24 protein-coding genes are annotated in these 23,006 nt (G+C 63.4%); 12 read left to right on the top strand and 12 right to left on the bottom strand.

Going from position 1 to position 23,006, the window contains the following annotated elements; all coding sequences use genetic code 11:
* The first annotated feature begins 13 nt into the window (after positions 1-13).
* The 4 genes from THIVI_RS16580 (at position 14) to THIVI_RS16565 (ending at position 1,887) form a co-directional block, all read left to right on the top strand.
* A complete protein-coding gene (locus THIVI_RS16580; protein WP_014779694.1) occupies positions 14-718 on the top strand; it encodes a DUF2499 domain-containing protein in 705 nt (234 codons plus the stop codon).
* Entirely contained in the window at positions 715-969 is a 255-nt protein-coding gene (locus THIVI_RS16575; protein ID WP_014779693.1) for a hypothetical protein, read from the top strand. The genes THIVI_RS16580 and THIVI_RS16575 overlap by 4 nt, the downstream gene beginning before the upstream one ends.
* 8 nt (positions 970-977) lie before the next feature.
* Positions 978-1,316: a hypothetical protein gene (locus THIVI_RS16570; RefSeq protein WP_157174484.1), complete on the top strand. Its 339-nt coding sequence runs from the start codon at positions 978-980 to the stop codon at positions 1,314-1,316.
* Positions 1,317-1,434: 118 nt separating this feature from the next.
* On the top strand, positions 1,435-1,887 hold the full coding sequence (locus THIVI_RS16565) for an NUDIX domain-containing protein (protein ID WP_014779691.1): 453 nt from the start codon (positions 1,435-1,437) through the stop codon (positions 1,885-1,887).
* Positions 1,888-2,081: 194 nt separating this feature from the next.
* On the opposite strand, the gene THIVI_RS16560 is transcribed toward THIVI_RS16565, so the two are convergent.
* The gene (locus tag THIVI_RS16560) at positions 2,082-2,615 is read right to left on the bottom strand and encodes a rhodanese-like domain-containing protein (RefSeq protein ID WP_217160910.1); all 534 of its coding nucleotides are present in this window, start codon (positions 2,613-2,615) and stop codon (positions 2,082-2,084) included.
* Between the two features lie 243 nt (positions 2,616-2,858).
* On the opposite strand from THIVI_RS16560, the gene THIVI_RS16555 reads away from it, so the two are divergent.
* Positions 2,859-4,163, top strand: coding sequence for an MFS transporter (locus THIVI_RS16555; protein WP_014779689.1), 1,305 nt, complete (start codon positions 2,859-2,861; stop codon positions 4,161-4,163).
* 132 nt (positions 4,164-4,295) lie between these two features.
* Here the strand turns inward: THIVI_RS16555 and THIVI_RS16550 are convergent, their stop codons facing one another.
* The 3 genes from THIVI_RS16550 to THIVI_RS16540 all read right to left on the bottom strand — a co-directional run bounded on the left by THIVI_RS16550 (position 4,296) and on the right by THIVI_RS16540 (position 5,735).
* On the bottom strand, positions 4,296-4,712 hold the full coding sequence (locus THIVI_RS16550) for a hypothetical protein (protein WP_014779688.1): 417 nt from the start codon (positions 4,710-4,712) through the stop codon (positions 4,296-4,298).
* Positions 4,713-4,907: 195 nt separating this feature from the next.
* The gene (locus THIVI_RS16545) at positions 4,908-5,450 is read right to left on the bottom strand and encodes a DUF1415 domain-containing protein (protein WP_014779687.1); all 543 of its coding nucleotides are present in this window, start codon (positions 5,448-5,450) and stop codon (positions 4,908-4,910) included.
* Between the two features lie 78 nt (positions 5,451-5,528).
* Complete coding sequence (locus THIVI_RS16540; RefSeq protein WP_014779686.1) at positions 5,529-5,735, bottom strand: YjfB family protein; 207 nt, start codon at positions 5,733-5,735, stop codon at positions 5,529-5,531.
* Between the two features lie 168 nt (positions 5,736-5,903).
* On the opposite strand from THIVI_RS16540, the gene THIVI_RS16535 reads away from it, so the two are divergent.
* On the top strand, positions 5,904-6,356 hold the full coding sequence (locus THIVI_RS16535) for a hypothetical protein (RefSeq protein WP_014779685.1): 453 nt from the start codon (positions 5,904-5,906) through the stop codon (positions 6,354-6,356).
* A gap of 102 nt (positions 6,357-6,458) precedes the next feature.
* Here the strand turns inward: THIVI_RS16535 and lexA are convergent, their stop codons facing one another.
* Positions 6,459-6,926, bottom strand: a complete 468-nt coding sequence (gene lexA / locus THIVI_RS16530) for a transcriptional repressor LexA (RefSeq protein ID WP_014779684.1) — start codon at positions 6,924-6,926, stop codon at positions 6,459-6,461.
* A 239-nt stretch (positions 6,927-7,165) separates the two neighbouring features.
* On the opposite strand from lexA, the gene THIVI_RS24815 reads away from it, so the two are divergent.
* Positions 7,166-7,543 (top strand): hypothetical protein, encoded by a 378-nt coding sequence (locus tag THIVI_RS24815; RefSeq protein WP_014779683.1) that lies wholly within the window; start codon positions 7,166-7,168, stop codon positions 7,541-7,543.
* A 93-nt stretch (positions 7,544-7,636) separates the two neighbouring features.
* Here THIVI_RS24815 and THIVI_RS16525 read toward each other — a convergent pair whose 3' ends face one another.
* On the bottom strand, positions 7,637-8,746 hold the full coding sequence (locus tag THIVI_RS16525) for an IS5 family transposase (RefSeq protein WP_041447215.1): 1,110 nt from the start codon (positions 8,744-8,746) through the stop codon (positions 7,637-7,639).
* Between the two features lie 247 nt (positions 8,747-8,993).
* Between THIVI_RS16525 and aceE the strand changes: the two genes are divergently transcribed.
* The 5 genes from aceE (at position 8,994) to THIVI_RS16500 (ending at position 17,157) form a co-directional block, all read left to right on the top strand.
* A complete protein-coding gene (gene aceE, locus THIVI_RS16520; protein WP_014779682.1) occupies positions 8,994-11,648 on the top strand; it encodes a pyruvate dehydrogenase (acetyl-transferring), homodimeric type in 2,655 nt (884 codons plus the stop codon).
* A gap of 34 nt (positions 11,649-11,682) precedes the next feature.
* Positions 11,683-13,413 carry a dihydrolipoyllysine-residue acetyltransferase gene (gene aceF / locus THIVI_RS16515; protein ID WP_014779681.1) on the top strand — a complete coding sequence of 577 codons (1,731 nt, stop codon included), beginning with the start codon at positions 11,683-11,685 and terminating at the stop codon, positions 13,411-13,413.
* Between the two features lie 70 nt (positions 13,414-13,483).
* Complete coding sequence (locus tag THIVI_RS16510; RefSeq protein ID WP_052315050.1) at positions 13,484-14,491, top strand: ATP-dependent 6-phosphofructokinase; 1,008 nt, start codon at positions 13,484-13,486, stop codon at positions 14,489-14,491.
* 233 nt (positions 14,492-14,724) lie between these two features.
* Positions 14,725-16,437 (top strand): dihydrolipoyl dehydrogenase, encoded by a 1,713-nt coding sequence (gene lpdA / locus THIVI_RS16505; RefSeq protein WP_014779679.1) that lies wholly within the window; start codon positions 14,725-14,727, stop codon positions 16,435-16,437.
* 15 nt (positions 16,438-16,452) lie between these two features.
* Positions 16,453-17,157 (top strand): hypothetical protein, encoded by a 705-nt coding sequence (locus tag THIVI_RS16500; RefSeq protein ID WP_014779678.1) that lies wholly within the window; start codon positions 16,453-16,455, stop codon positions 17,155-17,157.
* 129 nt (positions 17,158-17,286) lie between these two features.
* On the opposite strand, the gene rlmKL is transcribed toward THIVI_RS16500, so the two are convergent.
* The 6 genes from rlmKL to THIVI_RS16470 all read right to left on the bottom strand — a co-directional run bounded on the left by rlmKL (position 17,287) and on the right by THIVI_RS16470 (position 23,006).
* Positions 17,287-19,449, bottom strand: coding sequence for a bifunctional 23S rRNA (guanine(2069)-N(7))-methyltransferase RlmK/23S rRNA (guanine(2445)-N(2))-methyltransferase RlmL (rlmKL, locus tag THIVI_RS16495; RefSeq protein ID WP_014779677.1), 2,163 nt, complete (start codon positions 19,447-19,449; stop codon positions 17,287-17,289).
* 6 nt (positions 19,450-19,455) lie between these two features.
* Positions 19,456-19,878, bottom strand: a complete 423-nt coding sequence (locus THIVI_RS16490) for a YajD family HNH nuclease (RefSeq protein ID WP_014779676.1) — start codon at positions 19,876-19,878, stop codon at positions 19,456-19,458.
* Positions 19,879-20,215: 337 nt separating this feature from the next.
* Positions 20,216-20,494: an RnfH family protein gene (locus THIVI_RS16485; protein ID WP_014779675.1), complete on the bottom strand. Its 279-nt coding sequence runs from the start codon at positions 20,492-20,494 to the stop codon at positions 20,216-20,218.
* Positions 20,495-20,518: 24 nt separating this feature from the next.
* On the bottom strand, positions 20,519-21,220 hold the full coding sequence (locus tag THIVI_RS16480; RefSeq protein WP_014779674.1) for an electron transport complex subunit E: 702 nt from the start codon (positions 21,218-21,220) through the stop codon (positions 20,519-20,521).
* A gap of 35 nt (positions 21,221-21,255) precedes the next feature.
* The gene (gene rsxG, locus THIVI_RS16475; protein WP_014779673.1) at positions 21,256-21,918 is read right to left on the bottom strand and encodes an electron transport complex subunit RsxG; all 663 of its coding nucleotides are present in this window, start codon (positions 21,916-21,918) and stop codon (positions 21,256-21,258) included.
* Complete coding sequence (locus THIVI_RS16470; RefSeq protein ID WP_014779672.1) at positions 21,915-23,006, bottom strand: RnfABCDGE type electron transport complex subunit D; 1,092 nt, start codon at positions 23,004-23,006, stop codon at positions 21,915-21,917. The genes rsxG and THIVI_RS16470 overlap by 4 nt, the downstream gene beginning before the upstream one ends.

Genomic DNA, 23,006 nt, shown 5'->3' with positions numbered 1-23,006 from the left:
GGACAACCTAACTATGCTGCTCTCCTGGCCCACCTGGCTGATTCATCTCTTCACCGTCACGGAATGGCTGGTGGCGATGCGGCTCTTCTGGCGCTACGGCACGCTGATCCAGCGCCGGGAACCGCGGGTCTTCGCCGTTTGCATGACGCCGCATTTACTGGGCGGCATCCTGATTCTGCTGTTTCATCTCAGCGGGGATACGCAACGGTGGCTGTTGGAACTGGCGCGGGTCATGACCTTTGGCGGGAGCCTGTCGCTGTTGGCCGCGACGCTGGCGATGACGCTGGGTCGCCGGCAGCGCTGGGCGTGGGTCATCGTGCCGGCGGGTCTCCTCTGGGCACTGGCGCAGTGGCCCCTGCTCGGGGACTCCAGCGCGGTCCTGTTGCGCGGCGCGAATGTCGCTTATCTGCTCTTTCTGTTGACGTTGCTGCTGGTGTATCGTCGCGACCGAACGCTGTTTTCGCCGGTGACGATCGGCGGCTTCTGGTTCCTGCTGGCGTTTGTCGCGGTGACGATCCTCAGTACCCGGATCGCGACGGTCACGCAGGGCTTGCCGAGTCTGTCACACGCGGATCTGCTGCATGGCGCGAGCGAAAGCCTGCTGTCCGTGAGCAATCTCTTGGTGGCGCTGGGCGTGTTCCTTCACATTCAACGCTTCGGTCGGCCAACCGCACGCCGGCTTGACGGGGCGACTCAGACCGACGGAGACGCGCGATGACACGCTGGATCATGCTGATGTTCGCGGCGCTGCTGGCGATGCCGGTCGGGGCACGTTCGTCGGACGACGCACCGAAAGACCGCGACCAAGACCGCCGCGACAAGATCATCCGTCCCTTGATTCCCGGAACGTCTGCGCCGGATTATGGTGCTCCAGCGATCATCATCAAGGACGGGAAAGTCTACGATCTGATTCCGGGGACGCATGCACCGGATTATGGGTCGGGACGCTACCTCATCCAGGAGCGATGACCTCGCAGATGCCGGACGACAGCGATCTCGCCAACCTCGCCCGGCTGCTGCGGGCATCGCCGGAGGTCTTGCTCGCTTATGGTGTCGAGGACCAGACCGGGGCGGATGCCCAGGCGGTGGCGCTGCTCGGGACCGAACCCTTTGGACCGGAACGGCTCTCCGCGCTCCGCGCCGCGCTCGTCGCGACGGTCGAAACGGGTCGCCTGGAACTGATCGACCTTGGGCCGGTTCCGCCACAACGGCAACGCCAGATCCTCCAGCGCGGGCGACTGCTCTATGCGCGGGAGTGCGCGTTGGTCGGACCCTTCGAGCTTGGCGTCTTGCGCGCCTGCCTGGATGCACGCTGAACCTTCTCGGCGGAGGGCGTTCGATCCCGCGTGGACGCTGCCGCGCCAGACCGAGACGCGGGCATTGCGTGTCGCGCGCGTCTTTTCCTGCTGTCTGCATCCACCTGGAGCGCCGATCATGACCAAACCCGTGACCCCACTGCTGGCCGCCGATGCCATCATCGAGCTGGCCGACCGGCCCGGCCGCCCGATCGTGCTCATCGAGCGCCGCTATCCGCCGCCTGGCTGGGCGATTCCCGGCGGTTTCGTGGACATCGGCGAACGCCTGGAGCAGGCCGCCGTGCGCGAGGCATTGGAAGAAACGGCGCTGCGGGTGACGCTGCGCGCCTTGCTGGGGCTCTACTCGGACCCGCAACGGGATCCGCGCGGCCACACGGTCACCGCTGTTTATGTGGCCGAGGCAACCGGCGAGCCCCGCGCCCAGGACGACGCGCGCAACCTGGCGGTCTTTTCGGTCGATGCGCTGCCTGAACTGCTCGCCTTCGATCATGCCCTGGTGCTCCGCGACTATCTGCGCTTCCGGGAGACGGGCGAGGTCGCACCGCTGCGGGGCGGCTCTGGCAATCGCTGACGGAGGCAGGCGCTGAACCACTGGCATGAGTGTTAAGCCGTTCGTGGTGAGTTTGTCGAACCACGAACGGCTTAACCTCATGGCGGCGAGGCGCCGATCCCGAGCGGATTCAAAACCAGTCTCTTGGTGCGGATCTCTGGATTTCGAGGGTGGGTGATCGTGCAAACATAGCGGATGATCGCCCAGCGTCAACACTACGTCGGGCAGATGGCGGTCATCCAATCGAACCGCCGAAGGTTGGATTGCCAACCATGGCAACCCAACGACGCGGCTACCTCGCGCGGGATTCTTGAGGTAACTAACTCGACGGCAGGGAGTTGATTCGCTGTCATCGGGTCAAGATAGTCGACGAGCGCTTTGAATCCGCCCTCCAAAATGAAGACGTTTTCAAAACCGATATGGCGCAAGGCCGTGCCGGCGGCGGAAGCTCGAAGACCGGATTTGCAGAGAACCACCACGGTTCGATCCTTCGGTATGCGGGCGAGATTCGCTGGAAGAAAGAGTTCGTGGAGCGAGAGAGTGAGATGACCGGGTAACGCGGCGGTGAAGATCCCGGTCTCCGCGGGTGTGCGCACGTCGAGCGTGACCATCGGTTCACCCCGTTTCACTCGGTTGACGAAGGCTTCCGGCTTGATGCAATGCAACGCCTTGCCCGCCTGTAACCCTTGAACCGGCATGAACAGATTGGCATAGCTTTCGGCGAGCTTCGCATCGTAGGCCCCAGCCAACGGGCCGAATCCCGTCAAGAATGCGAACGCCGTCATCAAAACAACGGTACGAGTCGGAGACACGACACACCTCCTGTTTCACACGTTGATGAGACAATAAAAGTATATATAAAATTTCTAATATTGAAGTGAGAAAGGGGATAAATTGGTTACCTGACCGCCCCCAGTTTCTCAGCGGCGCGGCGCTCGTGCTTGGTGCCGGATTGATATTCGGATTGACCTCAACCCTGCCTGGAGCCTGTCGTGAGCATCTCCGAACCCGAGTTTGAACCGCTTGCACGCCATACCATCCGTCGTCTCACCTGGCGGCTGATCCCCTTTCTCGGTCTGCTCTATATCGTCGCCTATCTCGACCGGATCAACATCAGCTTCGCGGCCTTGCAGATGAACCAGGATCTGGGGTTGAGCGCGGTGGCCTATGGCACCGGTGCCGGGCTGTTCTTCCTTGGCTACGTGCTGTTCGAGATTCCCAGCAACCTCCTCCTGCAACGCATCGGTCCGCGGATCTGGATCGCCCGGATCATGGTGAGTTGGGGTCTGATCTCGATGGCGATGGCCTTGACCCAGGGGGAAACGAGCTTTTATGTGCTGCGCTTTCTGCTCGGGGTGGCGGAGGCCGGTTTCTTTCCCGGCATCATCCTCTATCTGACCGGCTGGTTTCCGGCGCGGGAGCGGGCGCGGGCGGTCGCCCTGTTCGCCACCGCCACCGCGCTCGCCGGGGTCATCGGCAGCCCGCTGTCCGGCGCTCTTCTGGAACTGGACGGCTGGTGGGGTTGGCGCGGCTGGCACTGGCTGTTCGTGCTGGAAGGACTGCCAGCGGTGCTGTTGGGGCTGGTGGTGCTGTTCAAGCTGCCCGATCGCCCCGAGCAAGCCCGCTGGCTGCCCCCGGACGAGCGCAACTGGTTGACGCGGACGCTGACGCGCGAGCGAGAAACCAACTCGGCGTGGCAACGCCAGACCTTGGGCGAGGCGCTGGGCAGTCTGGAGGTATGGCGGCTGGGGCTGGTCTACTTCTGCATGGTCATCGGGATGTACGGTATTGGGATGTGGCTGCCGCAGATGCTGCGCGCGATGACCAGGGCGAGCGACTTCACCCTCGGGCTGCTCAACGCCCTGCCATTCCTGGCGGCGGCCTTGGGGATGGTCCTGATCGGCTGGCACTCTGACCGGCGCGGGGAGCGGCGCTGGCATGTCGCCGGTTCGCTCGCGCTGGCGGCGACCGGGGCGCTGTGGGCGGCGACGACCCAATCATTACCGTTGGCGTTGCTGGCGTTCTCGTTGGCGGCGCTCGGGGTGTGGGGCGTGATGGGTCCATTCTGGGCGCTGGCGACCTCTTTTTTGAGCGGAACGGCCGCGGCGGGCGGGATCGCCTTGATCAATTCGCTGGGCAATATCGGGGGCTTTGTTGGACCCTACTTGATGGGGTGGTTCAAGCAGATGACGGACGGGTACAGTGCGGGCTTGGTGGCCGTGGCGGTAATCCTGTTGGCGGGCGGTGCCTTGGTGCGATCTTCAACTTCCGCGCGCGGTGGTTCTGCGGAGGGCTAATTGGTCATGATGCCATGTCATGCTTGGCGGTTGGTCGACTACTCCTCCGCCTGACCGCCCGAGGTCGGCATGCCTGCATTCGATGGGTGCGACGCGGGATCGTCGGTCCCGCGTGGCTTTCGCCGCTGGCGCTTATTGTTTGATCATGTCACGGCAAGCCGCGACCCGGAACGTGGCACTGGCCTGGGTGTAGCACAGTTCCAGCGTGTCACCCATTAGGGTTCCGGTGTAGGTGCCGTCCTCGTCGGCCATCAGCAGGTTCTGGCCATCGCGACGGATCACACCCACGGCATCTTCGCATTTGTGCTGGGTACACCACTGTGCGTGGAACGAGCGACCCTCCTGTTTTTCAATGTTCAAGGTAAAGGTCAGATCGGCCTCCGCCGCATAGCGGTCGCCTTCATGGTCGCCATGTGCGGAAAGGCCGGCTTTGGCGCCTTGCCGAGTGCCATCGGCTTCGACCCACTTGCCGACTAAGTTGCCATCCGCCAGCGTGAAACCACTGGCGAACAACAAGCCGGCGACCAGTGTGAGATTGACTGTTTTCATGCGTGTGCTCCTCTGCCGAGCCTCGCGAAACGGGGCGCGGAGTCGTTGGTGATGGAGAGATCAGGTGCCATCGGTGCACGGTGGCGGCGCTGTTGCGCGTTCCACGTTGAGCGTGGACCTCGCGTCTTGAGTATGGACCAACGCGAGTCGGCGCGGTCCCTCAGCGGTCGCGCCGGTCGGTCGGATGAACAGCCCTCATGGCTGACGCCACAAAGCCTGCCATCCCGCCTGCCCTAGCGCGTTGAGCGTCTCGATATTGCGCTCATAAATGGTCTCGGCTTCGGGGAATGCCGCCACGGCGCGTTCGATGCTTGCTTCGCGCAGCAGGTGCAGGGTTGGAAACGGAGCCCGGTTGGTGAAGTTGCCGAGGTCGTCGGGTTCTGTTCCCGCGAACTGGAAGGTCGGATGAAAGCTGGCGATCTGGATGACACCTTGCAGCTCGTGTTCCTCCACGGCCGCCTCGGCCAGCGGGATGAACGCATTGAAATCGAGAAAATCCGACAGCAGCGTGGGATGGACCAGTAGTGTCGTCTCGACGGCATCGTGGTCGGCGGCGGCCAGAAAATCCAGCTCGCGGTCAATGTCTTCCAAGAGTCCGTCCAGATGCCGCGCCCGGCTCACCACGAACCGCACCCGGTGCTTCACGTAGACCGCTTTGGCGAAGGGGCACAGGTTGAGCCCGATGACCGCCTGTTCGATCCATTTTCGGGTTGCCGCGATGATCGCTTCGTCGTTCATGAACGCGACTCCAAAGCGATGCACCATCTGATTGGGCTGCGTGCGCGTCTCGGGAGACGCTTGGATCGACTGCCGGCCTTACGCCGTGACATTGAGTTGCGTGCCCACATGGGCGGACCCACCCTGGGTGGAGCTGGGCAGGTTTTCCAGCAGTTGGAGGGCGGATTGCTCCTGGATGTCGATGGCTTTCTTGAGGACGGCCACATCCACCGCTCCCTCCAGCTTATTCTGACTCAAACTCGTCGCGAGTTGGGCCAGGCCGACGGTTGAACTGGGAATCTCCATGGAATGACCTCGTGGTGTCGGATGGAATGGTCACGCTGGCTCGTCAATCTCGACGAGCCATTTTGTTTTAACGGCCGCCGCCCCGGATCCTGGACTAGACTGGAAGCGGGATTCGTCGCGGCCCAGTCGAGGCAGCGGGGGTTGTCATCCACGACAGAGGAGATTGCCATGTTCCAGGTTCAGTCGATGCGGATCGCGATGCTCGCCGCTCTCGGCGTTCTCCTGGTCTTGTGGGGGAGCGCCCGGGCGGAGCAGGAACGCAAGGAGGATGCGGCGGCCGCGCTGGAGGTCAAGGTGCTGGAGGCGCAGGTGTCCCCAGGGCAAGGGGATCGCGACGAAGTGCTCTACCGCATGGAGGTCATCTCGGTGCTGCGCTCCACCGTCCAGGTCACGCCAGGAGACACCATCGTCGTACGTGCCGACGCCGTGAGCCAGGAGGCTCTGGACCGGGGCCTCGTGGGGCCAAGGGTTCTGGCCCCGGGTTGGCTCGGGGTCGCCTATCTCAACCCCGACCCCAAGGCCAGCGGCCCCGAGGCACGCCGGCAGTTCACCATGGGCGCCAACGACGACAGCTTCGAGGATCTCCCGCAAGGGCCTCCCTCCCTGCGGTGGACCCAGTAGGTCGGAAGGGCGGCCAGTCGCTCGCGAATCAGGCGATTCGTTTCTCGGCGCATCCGAAGGCGTTGCTCGGTTTAGAGATGCCGCCGGGCTTGTGCGGTAGGTTTAACGGCTCATGCGCACCGTGCCGGAGACGATCCCCAGGATCTCGATCTCGTCATGGCGCAGATAGAGCGGCTCCATGTCGGGGTTGGCCGGTTGCAGGCGGATACCGTTCGGCTCGACATAGAAGCGCTTCAGCGTGACGCGCTCGCCGTTGATCAGGGCAACCACCGTCTCGCCGTTCTCCGCCGTCTGGCGCTTCTCGACGATGATGATATCGCCGTCCTGGATCTGATCGTCGATCATCGAATGCCCACGCACCCGCAGCGCGTAGCTGTTCTTGGTCACCATCTGGCTGGGGACCGTGACGGTCTCGTAATCCTCGGGGGTTTCCACCGGACGACCTGCGGCGACATAGCCCAGGAGCGGAATCTCCACGCCGGGTTCGGTGTCCAGGTCGAGCGGTTCCAGGGTGGGATCCCAGACCAGACGCGTGCGTTTCGGGAAGAGCAGATACGCGGGTTGCACCATGAGCGGTCTCCAAGGCTTTCAGTGGCTTGACGGCACGCGATGCCTTCCAGTTTAGTCAAAGCAGACGAAGGGCGAAAGCGCCGGGGTGGCGGTCGCAGATAAGCTGTCATGTCTCCCAGGGCTTAGTCGTCTGCGTTCGTCTTGCGTGAGATGGGTTGTGTCCTAAACTTTATTACTGTGCGACACGTCCTCTTCGGTGCGTATCTTGAGTTGGACTTGGATTCAAGGAGACCGATGCAATGATTACTACCCACGACCACTCTATCGCCAGCGTAGCAGTCATCGTTTTGGCGACTTGGGCGCTCCCCGCTTCGGCAGGTTGTTATAGCGATTGGTGCGCGGGGCAGAGCAGCGGCTCGGCAGCGGCGAACCGCACTCTCAAATACGGCGGAACCTACGGACAGGCCGGCGCCGACGCGCTCAACTATGGACGCGGCTACGGCACCTCGGCTGGCTCGGGTGGCTACTACTCCCCTTATGCGAACGGTTCGCCACCACCGGGCTATGCCCCACCGCAACCGATGAGTCCTCAGCAACGGCAAGAGATCGAAAGGCTGCAACGCCAGACCGACACCTTGATCAACCAGATCTACAATGATCCGCGAATCTGGCGGTGACTGTGCGTGCTCGCTCACGGCCGTTCGTGCAGCGTTGTCAACGTAACGGAGGGGCCGCCTCATCGAGTGCCGACTGAGAGGGTGTAGACAAAATCAAACCGTTGTGGTCAACCGCCGCAGCAGGATGCGCGCCTCCGCCAGCCAAACCCAGGTTTCGGAGACCGCTGGCAGACGGTCATGATGCATGATCAATCGACGGGCACGCTCATTCCACGCATGGGTGCGCTCGACAACCCAGCGCTTCGGCAGCGGAACGAAGCCGTCGGCGTTGGCGATCACCACTCGGTCAGGCGCCCCGTCCACGTGCCAGGAGCCAACGCTTTTGTTGGCTGGATGGCGCACGACTTCCACGCGGATCGCGTGGGTCTGCTCGGTGGTTTGGGCAAATTGACCGGCGTAGGCGCTATCGACAAACAGCGTGTTGATCTGGGGGTACTTGGCGGCCGCGTCAGCGACGGCGCCCGAGGCGGCATCGCGGTCCTGAAGATTGGCCGCGACCACGCTCACCGCCAACACGAACCCCAAGGTATCGACCACCAGGCTGCGCTTGCGCCCCTTGACCTGCTTGCCCGCATCAAAGCCGCTCGGTCCACCCTGCGGCGAGCCGCGGGTCGATTGCGCATCCAGCACCGCCGCCGTCGGCGCGATCTCACGCCCCTCGCGTTCGCGCCATTGCCCCCGCAGTCGATCATGCATCTGCTCAAACTTCCCAGCCGCACTCCAACGGCGAAACGTCTTGTAGACATTCTGCCAAGGCGCGAAATCGTGCGGCAGCATCCGCCACGCGCACCCCGTGCGCACCACGTAGCAACACGCCTCCAGGATGCTCCGGCGCGACACGCGGGGCGGTTGACCCCGCCCGCCCGGCATCTCAAAGAGAGCGGCGACCAAGTCCCACTCCGCATCGGTCAGACAACTTGGGTAGCTTTGGTCGGGGTCGTGGCGACGATGCGCATCCGTATACCCATACCGACGCGGCGTTGCGCGCGCTTGCGCCTCGAGACCACTCTCGCCCCGGAGGCGCGTGACGCCCGCCTCCCGCAAGGACTTGCGAATCGTTGCTTCATGAGCCTCGATTCCCGTCCGTGCCGCGAGTTCCCGGGCAATCTCTGACAGCGTGGAGGTCGGGCGATCCGTGACAATTTGACGCAATACCGCTTGCTCCGCCTCGTGAATCTTGGGGGGACGACCAGCTTTCGACATCAGCGCACACCAGCTCAGTTGTAGACTGGTATACAAATAGCAGCTCAATTATTTTTGTCTACACCCTCTAAGAACCAACCCCAAAGATCGCCGAGTGCAACTCGGCGCTCCCGGGGCGCCATCCATCTCGGCCATGTACGGCTGACATCCATTGCTCGACTGAATTCTTAGCATTGCAGAAAAGCGGCTGCGATATAATCGCCGCATCGCTTGTACCGCCTGCTTTGAAAGCCTTCCGGGAAACGCCATGATCAACAAGCCCGACATCGATCCTCAAGAGACACAGGAATGGCTCGATTCGCTCGACGCCGTGCTGGAAAACGAAGGCGTCGAACGCGCCCATTTTCTGCTGGAGCGCCTGATCGACAAGGCGCGCCGTTCCGGCGCCTATCTTCCCTATAGCGCCAATACCGCTTACCTGAATACCATCCCCGTGCAGCGCCAGGAACCCTTCCCCGGGGACCGGGCCATGGAGCGACGCATCCGCTCCTTCGTGCGCTGGAACGCGATGGCGATGGTGGTCCAGGCCAATCGTCTGTCGACCGAACTGGGCGGACACATCTCCAGTTTCGCCTCCTCGGCGACCCTCTTCGATATCGCCTACACCCATTTTCTACACGCCCGCGACAAGGATCACGGCGGCGATCTGGTGTTCTTCCAGGGCCATTCCGCGCCCGGCATCTATGCCCGCGCCTTCCTCGAAGGTCGTCTCAGCGAGGAGCAGCTCTACGGTTTCCGGCAGGAAGTGGACGGTAACGGACTCTCCTCCTATCCGCATCCCTGGCTGATGCCCAATTTCTGGCAGTTTCCCACCGTCTCGATGGGGCTCGGCCCCCTGATGGCCATCTATCAGGCGCGCTTCATGCGCTATCTGCGCGACCGCGAAGTGGTCAATACCGCCGAGCGCAAGGTCTGGGCCTTCCTGGGGGACGGCGAGATGGACGAACCCGAGTCGCTCGGTGCCATCTCGCTGGCCGCCCGCGAGCGTCTCGACAACCTGGTGTTCGTCGTCAACTGCAACCTCCAGCGGCTCGACGGCCCGGTGCGCGGCAACGGCAAGATCATCCAGGAACTTGAAGCGGTCTTCCGCGGCGCCGGCTGGAACGTGATCAAGGTGATCTGGGGCAGCTATTGGGATCCGCTCTTGGCGCGCGATAAACAGGGCCTGCTGCTCAAGCGCATGGAAGAGTGCGTCGACGGCGACTATCAGACCTACAAGGCGCGGGGCGGCGCCTATACTCGTGAGCATTTCTTCGGCAAATATCCTGAACTCAGGGACATGGTCGCCAATATGAGCGACGAGGACATCTGGCGTCTCAACCGTGGCGGTCACGATCCGGTCAAGGTCTACAACGCCTATGCGCAGGCCATGATGGCTAACGGCAAACCGACGGTCATCCTGGCCAAGACGGTCAAGGGCTATGGCATGGGCGTGGCCGGCGAGGGGATGAACATTACCCATTCGCAGAAAAAGATGGGCGAAACCCAGCTCAAGGCGTTCCGCGACCGCTTTAATATCCCGATCTCGGACGACCGGATCGGCGCGGCGCCCTTCTACAAGCCGGCGGCGGACAGCCCGGAAGTTCAATATCTGCACAAGGTCCGCGAACGGCTCGGCGGTTTCCTGCCGGCCCGCCGCGACGAGGCCGCGCCGCTTGAGATACCGGGGCTCGACGCCTTCGCGTCGCTGCTCGAAGGTAGCGGCGACAAGGAAATGTCGACCACCATGGCGCTGGTGCGTCTGCTGACCATGATCATCCGCGACAAGCGGATCGGGAAGTATGTCGTCCCCATCGTCCCGGACGAGGCCCGCACCTTTGGCATGGAAGGCATGTTCCGCCAACTCGGCATCTACTCCTCCGTGGGCCAGCTCTACGAGCCGGTGGACTCCGATCAGGTGATGTATTACCGCGAGGACAAAAAGGGGCAGATTCTGGAGGAAGGCATCAACGAGGCCGGCGCCATGTCGTCCTGGATCGCCGCGGCCACCGCCTACGCGAATCATGGTCAAAGCATGATTCCCTTCTATATCTATTACTCGATGTTCGGCTTCCAGCGCATCGGCGACCTGGCGTGGGCGGCGGGCGATATGCGCGCGAGGGGTTTCCTGATCGGCGGCACCGCCGGGCGCACCACGCTCGCTGGCGAGGGTCTGCAACATCAGGACGGACACAGCCAGGTCCTCGCCTCCACCATCCCGAACTGCGTCGCCTACGACCCCGCCTATGCCTACGAGATGGCCGTCATCGTCCAGGACGGGCTGCGGCGGATGTACCAGGAGAAGGAAAACATCTTCTATTACATCACCGCGATGAACGAGAACTATGTTCAGCCGGCCATGCCCGAGGGCAGCGAGGCGGGTATTCTCCGAGGCATGTATCGCGTTCAGCGCGGGGAGGAGCGTAGCCATCGTGTCCAGTTGCTCGGCGCCGGCACCATTCTGCGCGAGGTGCTGGCCGCCGCCGACCTGCTGGAAAAAGACTTCGATGTCGGTTCGGCGGTCTGGAGCGTGACCAGCTTCAACGAGCTGCGGCGCGAGGGCATCGACGTGGAGCGCTGGAACATGCTGCACCCCGAGCAGGAACAGCGCACCACCTATGTCGAGGCCCAACTGGCCGGAACGCGCGGCCCCATCGTCGCGGCCACCGACTATATGCGCACCTACGCCGATCAGATCCGACCCTATGTTCCCCGCCGCTATCTGGTGCTGGGAACCGACGGTTTCGGACGTAGCGACATGCGCAGCCAACTGCGCAAATTTTTCGAGGTGAATCGATATTACGTGGCGATCGCCGCGCTCAAGGCACTGGCGGACGAAGGGGAAATCCCCACGACGATGGTCTCAGAAGCCATCGCGAAGTACCGCATCGACCCGGAAAAGCCCAACCCGGTCACGGTTTGAAGCACCCGGCAACACAGGCCCAGGAGGACACAGCGTGGCAACCGTCGAAGAAATTCTGCTGCCCGACATCGGGGACTTTTCCAATGTCGAGGTGATCGAGATCCTGGTCGCCCCCGGTGACCGGATCGAAGTCGAGCAATCCGTGCTCACCCTAGAAAGCGAAAAAGCGACCATCGAGATTCCCTCGCCTAAGAGCGGCGTGGTGAAGGAGATTATCGCCAAGGTCGGAGGCAAAATCAGCCAGGGTTCGCCGCTGATGACACTTGAGGTGTCGGAGACGGCGGAGGCAAGCGATGTCTCGACTCCGACGGCGGAGCCAGCCGTCGCGACACCGGAAGTTCAGCCGTATCGGCCATCGGCCGCCACGCTCGCGACCCGGCCCGCACCCAAAGCGCCGGGAAAATCCGTCGATAGCGGCGAGACGGTTTCGGTCGTCCTGCCGGACGTGGGCGATTTCAGCGATGTCCCGGTGGTCGAGATCCTGATCGCCCCCGGCGACCGGATCGAGGTCAATCAATCCCTGCTGACGCTGGAGACCGACAAGGCGACCATGGAGATTCCCTCGCCTCAGGCGGGCGTGGTCGAGGAAGTAGTCGTGAAGCTCGGCGATACCCTGAACCCCGGCGATCTGATCCTGACCCTGCGCGCCGAACCCGGCGCCGAGACCAGTCCGCCAGCAGCCAGGGAAGCGGAGCGTCCGCCGCCCCGACCGACGCCGAGTCAGACCGCCACATCGATCCCCGACACCGCCGCCGAACGCTCGACCGTCAGCGTGCGGGCACACGGCGAGGCCGAGCGCCGACAGGCGCCGGTGCTGCCGCGTCCGGAGGATATGACCGCCATCGCCAAAGGCCGTAAGCCACACGCCAGCCCCGGCGTGCGCCGCTTCGCGCGCCAGCTCGGCGTCGACCTGGCGCGGGTCAAGGGGTCAGGCCCCAAGGGTCGCGTGGTCAAGGACGACGTGCAGAACTTCGTCAAACAGGCGCTCACCCAGGGCGCGGGCGCCGCCTCCGCGACGGCGCTGCCCTTCCAGCTCCCCTCGGCCCCCGAGATCGATTTTGCCCGTTTCGGCGAGGTCGAGCTGACCGAACTGCCGCGCATCAAGAAGATTAGCGGACGGCATTTGCATCGCAGTTGGATCACCGTCCCGCATGTCACCCAATTCGACGAGGCGGACATTACCGAACTGGAAGCCTTCCGCAAGAACCAGCAGGAGGCGGCCGCCAAGGAAGGCGTCAAGCTCACCTTCCTGCCCTTCCTGCTCAAGGTCGTCGCCACCGCGCTCAACCGGATGCCGATCCTCAAGGCATCCCTGAGCGGCGATGGCGAACACCTGATCCACAAACGCTTCACGCATATCGGCGTGGCGGTCGACACCCCCAAGGGACTGCTGGTGCCCGTGGTGCGCGACGTGGACCGGAAAAGTCTCTACGCGCTGGCCCGCGAACTGACCGACCTCAGCGCCAAGGCACGCGACGGCAAGCTGTTGCCCGGCGACATGCAGGGCGGCTGCTTCTCCATCTCCAGTCTCGGCGGCATCGGCGGCACCGCCTTCACGCCCATCGTCAACGCCCCTGAGGTCGCCATTCTCGGCGTCTCCCGCTCCGCGATCAAGCCGGTCTGGGACGGTGAAGCGTTCGCGCCGCGACTGCTGCTGCCGCTCTCGCTTTCCTACGATCACCGTGTCGTCGACGGGGCCGATGGGGCACGCTTCACGGCCTTGCTGGGGCAGTTGCTGGGGGATATTCGTCGGTTATTGCTGTAAAACTTCTTTTTTTCTCGTGACGCCGCGTCGTGGTGTCACGAGACAAACCCCTTCGATTCACGCCATCCAAATGATTCCCCCCAAAGAGGCCGACCACTTGAGCACGCAGAGACCGCGACGCATTGGCGTTCTGACCAGTGGGGGAGACGCTCCCGGCATGAATGCCTGCCTGCGCGCCATCGTGCGCACGGCGGTGTATCACAACCTGGAGGTGATCGGTTTCCAGCGCGGTTATTGCGGGGTGCTGCTCGGGGAATACCTGACCCTCGACGCGCGCTCGGTCGCCAACATCATCCATCGCGGCGGAACCATCCTGGGCAGCGCCCGCTGTCCCGAGATGCATCATGTCGAGGGACTGGAGCGCGCGGCGAGTACCCTGAAAGGACTCGGGATCGAGGCCCTGCTCGTGATCGGCGGCAATGGCTCCATGCAAGGCGCGCTGTCGCTCGCCGAGCATTGGTCCGGGCAAATCATCGGACTGCCCGGCACCATCGACAACGATTTGGGTGGCACCGACTGGACCATCGGCTTTTTCACCGCATTGGATACCGCGCTGGATGCCGCCGACCGTCTGCGCGACACCGCCGAGGCGTTCGATCGCATCTTCCTGCTGGAGGTCATGGGACGGCATGCCGGCTGGATCGCCCTGTTCACGGGCATCGGCGGCGGCGCCGAGGAGATTTTGATTCCCGAGCACGCCTACGACCCCGACACCATCGTCAAGCGCATCAAGGAATCCCGTTCCCGCGGCAAGCGCAGCCACATCATTGTCGTGGCCGAAGGCGCCTGCGAAGGGGGCGTGAGCCGGGTGGCGGCGGACATCGAGGGCCACGGCTTCGAGACGCGCACCTGCGTGCTGGGTCATGTCCAGCGCGGCGGCTCGCCAGTGGCGCTGGATCGCTATCTGGCCACCGAACTTGGCGTCTTCGCCGTCCAGGCGGCGCTTGATGGCAAGAGCCATGTACTCGCGGGCAAGCAGGGGAAGACCAATCGGTTGGTCCCACTGAACGAGGCCCTGGATGGCAATAACCAACCGCCCATGCATCTGCTGGAGATTAACCGCTTCCTGGCGACCTGAACCACCTGCCAAGTTGTCTCCCGCGATCTCCCAGACACCAACCGTTGTTCGTGGATTGATCGACATGATTTCTCGTGATACCGCTCTGCGGTGTCACGCCTCTGACGGCGCTCCGCATCCTTAGCAATCCGACGCAGACCTTCGCCTCACGCGCCCGGATCGTTTAGCATTCCCTCCCAATCGAATTCATTGATCACCCAGCGCCGCTTCAGGCCATAGAGAAATATTGCACCATGAACGAAACGATCGAAATCAAGGTTCCGGATATCGGCGACTTCAAGGATGTGGAAGTCATCGAGGTGCTGGTATCGCCCGGCGACCAAGTCACTGAAGAAGCGTCACTGATCGCCCTCGAAAGCGACAAGACGACCATGGAAATTCCCGCTCCGTGCGCGGGAACCGTCAAGTCCGTCAGCGTCAAGGTTGGCGACCGGGTCTCGCAAAACGCTGCCATCCTCACGCTGGAGGTCGACAGCGAAGCCGCCGCCCGCGTCAGATCCGGCGCCGCGGCAAACGTCGCCGGCGATCAAGGCCCGGCGGATCTGGTGACCGAGGTCGTGATCCTCGGCGCCGGTCCCGGCGGCTACACCGCCGCCTTCCGCGCCGCCGATCTGGGCAAGAAAGTGGTCCTGATCGAGCGTTACGAAACGCTCGGCGGGGTCTGTCTCAATGTCGGCTGCATCCCCTCCAAGGCGCTGCTGCATACCGCCGTCATCATGGAAGAGGTCAAAACGCTGGGCGTCATGGGCGTCACCTACGCCGCCCCCGAGGTCGATCTCGACCAGATGCGCGCGGGCAAGAATCAGGTGGTCGCCAAGCTCACCGGCGGACTCGCCGCCATGGCCAAGCAGCGCAAGGTGCAGGTGATCCAGGGCAGCGGGCGTTTCGAGTCGCCCAATCGCATCGGTGTCGAAACCAAGGAAGGCCGGGTACGCATCCAGTTCGACCAGGCCATCATCGCCTGCGGTTCGTCCTCGATCAAAATCCCCGGCTTTCCGCATGAAGATCCGCGCGTCATGGACTCCACCGACGCGCTCGCGCTGGCCGATGTGCCGGAGCGGATGCTGATCGTCGGGGGCGGCATCATCGGTCTGGAGATGGCGAGCGTCTACAGCGCGCTCGGCTCGAAGATCGACGTGGTGGAGTTCAAGGACCAACTCATGCCCGGCTGCGACCTGGATCTGGTCCGCTGTGTCGAGAAGATCATCAAGAAACGCTACGACCGGATCATGCTGGAAACCAAGGTCGCCAGTCTGAGCGCCAGCGCCGAGGGCATCAAGGCCGTCTTCGAGGGCAAGCATCCCGGCGAGTCGACCTACGACAAGGTGCTGGTCGCGGTGGGCCGTCTGCCCAACGGCAAGCTGATCAATGCCGAGGCCGCCGGGGTCAAGGTCGATCAGCATGGCTTCATCAAGGTCGATCAGCACATGCGCACCAACGTGCCCAACATCTTCGCCATTGGCGACGTGGTTGGCGGCCCGATGCTGGCCCACAAGGCGACTCACGAGGCCAAGGTCGCCGCTGAGGTGATCGCCGGACTGCCCGCGCTCTTCGACCCGCTGACCATTCCCTCGGTCGCCTACACCGACCCCGAGGTCGCCTGGATGGGGCTGACCGAAACCAAGGCCAAGGCCGACGGCATCCCCTACGAAAAAGGCGTCTTCCCCTGGGCCGCGAGCGGCCGCGCGCTCGGCATCCATCGCGACGAGGGCATGACCAAGCTGCTGTTCGACCCCGAGACCAAGCGCATCCTTGGGGCCGGCATCGCCGGACCCAACGCCGGCGAACTGATCGGCGAGGCCGTGCTGGCGCTGGAGATGGGCGCGGACATGGAAGACATCGGGCTGACCATCCACCCACATCCGACCCTGTGCGAAACCATCGGGCTGGCGGCGGAGATGGCGCATGGGTCGATTACGGATTTGATTGCGCCGAAGAAGCGTTAGGGTGCATCCAAATCCATGCCCAAGGAACCCGAGTTCGCAACAGCCGGAAGCCAGCGCTGGCTCCAGATTGCCGTCGCCAAGGCACCTCATCTCATCGAGCAGGCACTCCGCGATGCGGGTGCCATCGAGGAGGATGAAACGCTCGCTTGGTGCTCGCCAATTGGCTTCACGCACTTTGCGGAGTATCGCGATGAAGCGGCTTTCAGGATGCTTGGTATCGGCGAGTTTCCGATCCGCGACCTGACGGATTTCTGGCCCCGTCGCGGTCCGGTTTGGGATGGGCTGGCCGTCACGAATCGAGAGAGGTTCGTCCTCGTCGAAGCCAAGGCGCATGTCGCGGAGGTCTTGTCACCTCCATCGAAAGCTGGCCTAAAGTCCAGAGCGATCATTGATGCCGCGCTTGAGGAAGCGCGCGTATTCTATGCCCCGCGCTCAAACAAAGTTTGGTCAGAGCATTTCTACCAATATGTGAACCGCCTTGCACATCAATACCTTGTCGCACATGTCAACGAACTTCCTTCTCGCCTCGTCTTCCTTGACTTCTACAATGCCAGAGACATGAAAGGGCCATCCAGCGCCGCCGAGTGGGTGGGTGTAGCGAAACTGATTCATGCTTTCCTTGGGCTACCCGAATCACTCGAACGCTTTGGCGTCTATCATGCGTTCGTCGATGTGGAAGAACTGGAAAATGCACTCTGCTCTCCCAGTCAACTGGGCTGACTCATTTGACACATCAGCAGCTCGCGTTTGATTTGGTCGGCGATTTAACGATCTCCCGGTCTCCCAAGGTTTCCGCCGCCATCGAATGGCTGTCCGAAGCCAAGGAAGCCGAGGCACGTGGAGCAATTTTCACGCGCCCGGATAACGGATCTTCCAGCAATTGTGGATCCGCGGATTCCGGGCAAAATCCCGCGGCAGGGTCTCGGCGCTGATGTCAGTCACCTCCAGCCCCGCCAACCCCTCCAGATCGATGCGGAAGCGGCGCAGGTTGTTGGAGAAGATCAGCACTCCGTCCGGCTCCAGCAGGCGCAGCGTGGAATGGATCAGGCTCACATGATCGCGCTGAATATCGAGCGTGCCGTACATCCGCTTGGAGGTCGAAAAGCTCGGCGGATCGAGAAAGATCAGGTCGTACTGTCGTCGGCCAGCCGTGCGGTCCAGCCAGCGCAGACAGTCGGCCTGGACCAGTTCGTGTTGCTCCAGATCGATTCCGTTCAGGGTCAGATTGCTCTGTGCCCAGTCGAGATAGGTGTTCGACATGTCCACCGTGGTGCTGGAAAGGGCGCCAGACCTGGCCGCGTAGACGGTCGCCGTGCCGGTATAGCCGAACAGATTCAGGAAACGCTTGCCCGGCGCCAGCGTGCCGATCAGTCGGCGCACGTCGCGATGGTCCAGGAACAGACCGGTATCCAGATAATCCTCGAAATTGACCAGGAAACGATGCCCGCCCTCGGCGACTTCGTGAAAATGGCCGGTCTCGTCGAGGCGCTCGTACTGGTTCGACCCCTTTTGGGGCTGACGCACCTTGAAGTAAACCTGCTCGCCAGGCACTTCCAGGACTTCCGGGATGAGCCCCAACGCCTCGCGCAGACGGTGGCGGGCCTTTTTTGGATCGATGCTGGCGGGCGCGGCGTATTCCTGCACCTGCACCCAGCGCTGCTTGCCGGCATAGATGTCCACGGCGAGCGCGTATTCGGGCAGATCGGCGTCATAGAGGCGCAGACAGTCGATCTGCTCGTCGCGCTGCCATTTGCGCAGCGCCTTCAGGTTCTTTTTGAGCCGGTTGGCGAGCATGTCGGCGCTCGGACTGCGCGCTTCCGGCGGCAATGGGCGCGGCTGGTTGGTGACGAAATACTGTGGTTCGACCTGAAAGTGCAGGAGCTTGCACTCGATGGGTCCGTTATAGAGCGTGTGCATTCTGACCGCCCGCAGACCCATGTACTTGCCCAAATCCGGTGTGCCGGTGAAGACCGCCGCGCGCCAGCCGAGGAAGCGATCCTTGAGGACCGAGCCCAGGCGGGCGTAGAGGGCCGGCAGTTCGTCCTCTTCCCCCAGGCGCTCGCCATAGGGCGGATTGACGATGACCAGGCCCTCGTCCTCGACCCGGCCCGGCCGGCAGTCGGACAGCTCGCGCCGCTCGAAATGCGCCAGGCCCTCAAGCCCGGCCCGAGCCAGATGGTGGATGGAGGCGCGGATCGCGTTGGGATTCTGGTCGTAACCGCGCAGCGCGCCGAGTCGTTTTAAACCGGCGTCGCGGCGAATGTGGGCCTCGTCAAGCAGGCGTTGCCAGACCGTGTCATCGAACTGGGTCCAGCCGTGGAAGCCGAAGCGCTCGCGCAGCAATCCGGGTGCGATGTCGGCCGCGATCAGGGCGCCCTCGATGACGAGCGTGCCCGAGCCGCACATGGGGTCGAGCAGCGCGCCGCCTTCGGCGGCAATCTCCGGCCAGCCGGCGCGCAGCAGCAGGGCGGCGGCGAGATTTTCCTTCAGCGGGGCCGCCGAGCCTTCGTCGCGATAGCCGCGCAGATGCAGCGAGTCGCCGGATAGGTCGAGACTGATGCCGACGCTGTCCTGATGGGCGTAGACATGGATGCGCAGGTCGGGATGATCCTGATCGACGCTCGGACGCCGCCCGAGCCGGCTCATGAAGTGGTCGGCGATCGCATCCTTGACCCGCAGCACGGCGAAGTGCGGATGATTGATGCCTTTCAGGTCGCCGTCGAACTGGACCGCGAAGGTGTGCTCCGGCGTCAGATGGTCCTCCCAGCGAATGTCCGCCGCCGCCGCGTAGAGATCGTCAGGCCCGACGGCCGGAGACTGGCCCAAGGGCAACAGGATGCGATTGGCGACCCGCGACCAGAGACAGGCTCGATAACCGTCTTCCAATCGGCCTGAGAAGCGCGCGCCGCCGCGCGTCTCGGTGGCGTCGGACATGCCGAGCCGGATGAGTTCCTCGGCGAGCAGACTGCCCATGTGCTTCGGGGCGGATGCGAAAAAAAGGTGAGGGGACATGCGGGTCTAATCGTCCTTCTTGAGCAGGCCAGCGAGCGCCTCGAACGGATTGTGGGTCGTCTGTTTCGCGGTCCCGCCGCTGCTGCGCGCGCCGCCGCGACCGGCGGCCAGCGCGGCGAGATGTTCCTCGTACTTCTGATGCTCGTTGTCGTGGCAGTAGAGACACAACAACTCCCAGTTGCTGCCATCGGGCGGATTGTTATCGTGGTCCATATCCTTGTGATGAACCGTCAGCTCGCGCAGATTTTCGCGGGTGAAAGTCCGCGCGCAGCGCCCGCAGACCCAGGGATAGAGTTTGAGCGCCTGGTCGCGGTAACCCGCCGCACGCTCCTCGCCGGCCTTGCGCGCGTCCGCGACGACGCGGTCGAGCTTGGCGCTGTCGATGGGTTTGCCGGTTTTTCCGTGGCGTGGGCCGTTGGTCGTGGCCATGTTAGAGATCCTCGATGAGGGAGTCGGTTCGCGCAACGCGATGCCCGTTCCGTTCTCCGGGAACATCGCGGAAGCGCGCCCGGAGAGAGCATTGACTGGGCGAGGGTCCATCCAGGGCAGGGGGCGGGACGATGGCTCCCGAGAATAACGATATTGGAGTTTGCTATCCGGAGCGCTGGATTGTATCCAACATCCTGACGGAATGTTAGCGCATCCGATTTGGATTGCCGATCGGTGCTCGGTTTCTTCGCTCCGGCCGGGCGGCCGAAACACCGAGTGTAATTCGGCGATTCCAGGGGAGGACGCGGCTCCGCCGCTGGCATCGAGAGGTTGGGATCTAATCCTCTACATCCGTGTCCCGGTCGCGCCGCTCGACGGTTTCCGGGTCGGCGGTGATGGGTCGGTAGATCTCGACCCGGTTGCCGTCACTCAAGCGGGTGTCGAGCGGGACGATCTTGCCGAAGATGCCGACCTTGTTGCTCGCGAGGTCGATGTCCGGGAACTGGTTGAGCAGGCCGGAGCGTTCGATCGCATTCCGTACCGTGCTGTCGTCCGGCACGTCGAGTTTGAGCCAGGTCTGTTTGAATTTGTCCGCGTAGGCGACGCCAATGTGCATGGGATCGATGACCTCCGGTTTTGGTTAAGCCGTCTTCAAGGCTAGCGATTCACGCCGTTTGGCCTCCGCCGCGCGGGCATCGATGACCCGCTTGCCTGCGAGCAGAAAGCCTAGGGCCAGGAAGCCGCCGGGGGGGAGGATGGCAAGCAGGAAGCCGCGATAGTCCGGGATCAGGGTAAGTTCGAGGAAGGACATCGCCTGTCCGAGCAACAGCGAGGCGCCCGCGAAGAGGGTGCCGCTGCCGACGATCTCGCGCACGCCGCCGAGCACCACCAGGATGGCCGTGAATCCAAGCCCCATCATGAGTCCATCGAGCGCGGCGGACGCAACCGGGTTTTTCGAGGCGAAGGCTTCGGCGCGCCCCAGGATGGCGCAATTGACCACAATCAGCGCAATGAATAGCCCCAGCACCTTATGCAACTCGTGGGCGTAGGCGTTGAGCCCGAGATCCACCAGGGTGACTAGGGTGGCGATCACCACGATATAGACCGGGATGCGGACCTCCGGCGTGACCAGGTCGCGGATCAGCGAGATCAGTATATTAGACGCCAGCAGGACCGCCGTGGTCGCCAGCCCCATGCCGAGTCCGTTGGTGGCGGTCCCGGTCACGGCCAGTGTCGGACAGAGCGCCAGACTCTGGCTGAGGACGACGTTGTTGGACCAGAGACCGTCGCGCGCGATTCGGCCCCATTGGATGCCTGCTGTTTTGTCTGTCGCTGTTGTCATGATGGTCGCCGGTTGTTTTGGTCAGTGGTCAGTGGTCAGTGGTCAGTGGTCAGTTGGCCGCCGTTGACTGAAATCACGGGCGGGGCGGTGAGCGTATCGCGCTGGGCGGCGAAGAATTCCAGCCCGCCCTTGAGCGCGCGGACCACTGCGCGCGGGGTGATGGTGGCCCCACTGAATTGGTCGAAGTCGCCGCCGTCCTTCTTGACCCCCCAGCGTTCCGCCGGTGGGTTGTCGAGCGAGAGTCCGTCGAATGCGAGTATCCAGTCGTCCTTGGCGATCTCGATCTTGTCGCCGAGTCCGGGCGTTTCCTTGTGCGACAGGACGCGCGCGCCCAGAACCTTGCCGTCGGCCGCGACCCCGAGGATGACGGCGATCTCGCCAGCGTAGCCGTTGCCCGTGACTTGAAAGGCGACCGCAGTCACCTGTCCTCCGACCAAGGCTCGATAGACCAGTGTCGGGGCTCCGCTGGTGTCGTTCAGGGTGAGAGTGTTGGCCAGCAGGTCGTTCTCGTGCAGTGCCGACGGAATGACCTGCTCCAGCGATGCCTTCATGTCCTCGGCCAGCCGCTGGGCGATGGGCTCGCGCGTCACCCGGTCGGCGACGACCAGCAGGGTGGCGGCGAGCGCCACGGTGCCCCCCAGCAGCAGGCCCTGATAGCCGATGCCCTGGCGGAAGTTGGACCATGCCAGTGTATTCATCGGCTGACCTCGATCTCGTCGGCGTATTCGATGGGGCTGCCCTTGCGGTCGCGTCCGTAGACGCGGGGGCGGACATAATGATCGATCAAAGGGGTACAGGCGTTCATCAGCATGACCGCGAAGGCGACTCCCTCCGGGTACCCGGTCCAGGTGCGAATGACATAGACCAAGAGTCCGCAGCCCGCCCCGAAGAGAATCTGGCCCCGGAGCGAGACCGGCGAGGTCACCAGATCGGTGGCGATGAAGAAGGCGCCAAGCAGGGTTGCGCCGGAGACCAGATGATAGAGCGGCCCGGTGTAGTGCTCCGGGTCGACAACGTGCATCAAGGTGGCGATCAGCGCGAGGGTTCCGAGCATCGCGACCGGGATGTGCCAGGTGATGATGCGTTTATAGAGCAGGAACAGCCCGCCGAACAGGATCAGCAGCGCGGAACCTTCGCCCAGACTGCCGGAGAGCGTGCCTACCGCGTCCGTCATGGGTGCGTAGATGCCGGGCAGAATCTCCGAGAGGACGCGGCCCTGTGCCAGTTCGGTGCGCACATGCCCCAGCAGGGTGGCCCCGGAGAAGGCGTCGGCCGCCTGTCCGCCAAAGGTGATCGCCAGCCCTTCCAGCCAGTCCGGGCTGCCGGCCGCGAACAGTGGCGCGGGGTTGACGAAGCTGGTCATCTCCAGCGGAAAGGAGATCAGCAGCGCGACCCGGGCGACCATCGCCGGATTGAACAGATTCTGCCCGATGCCGCCGAACACCTGTTTGGCGATGACGATGGCGATCAGGCCGCCGACCACGCCGGTCCACCAGGGCGCCCAGGGCGGCAGGGTCATGGCCAGCAGCCAGCCGGTCAGGACCGCCGAGCCGTCCAGGAGATAGGGTCGGATCGGTTTGCCGGCGATCCACAGACAGACGGCCTCGGCGAGCAGGACCGTCACCAGCGTCACCGCGAACAGCCAGATGGCCGGCCAGCCGAACTGCCAGAAGCCGAAGGCCGTCGCCGGCAGGAGAGCCAGTATCACCAGACCCATGGTCCGCGAGATACTGACGCGCTCGTGGGCAAAGGGACCGGCGGTGAGCGCGGGGGTCTCGATATTCAT

The sequence above is a fragment of the Thiocystis violascens DSM 198 genome, assembly GCF_000227745.2.
Lineage (GTDB): Bacteria > Pseudomonadota > Gammaproteobacteria > Chromatiales > Chromatiaceae > Chromatium > Chromatium violascens.
The sequence above is the reverse complement of the archived record's forward strand: the minus strand, read 5'-3'. Positions and strand labels throughout refer to the sequence as shown.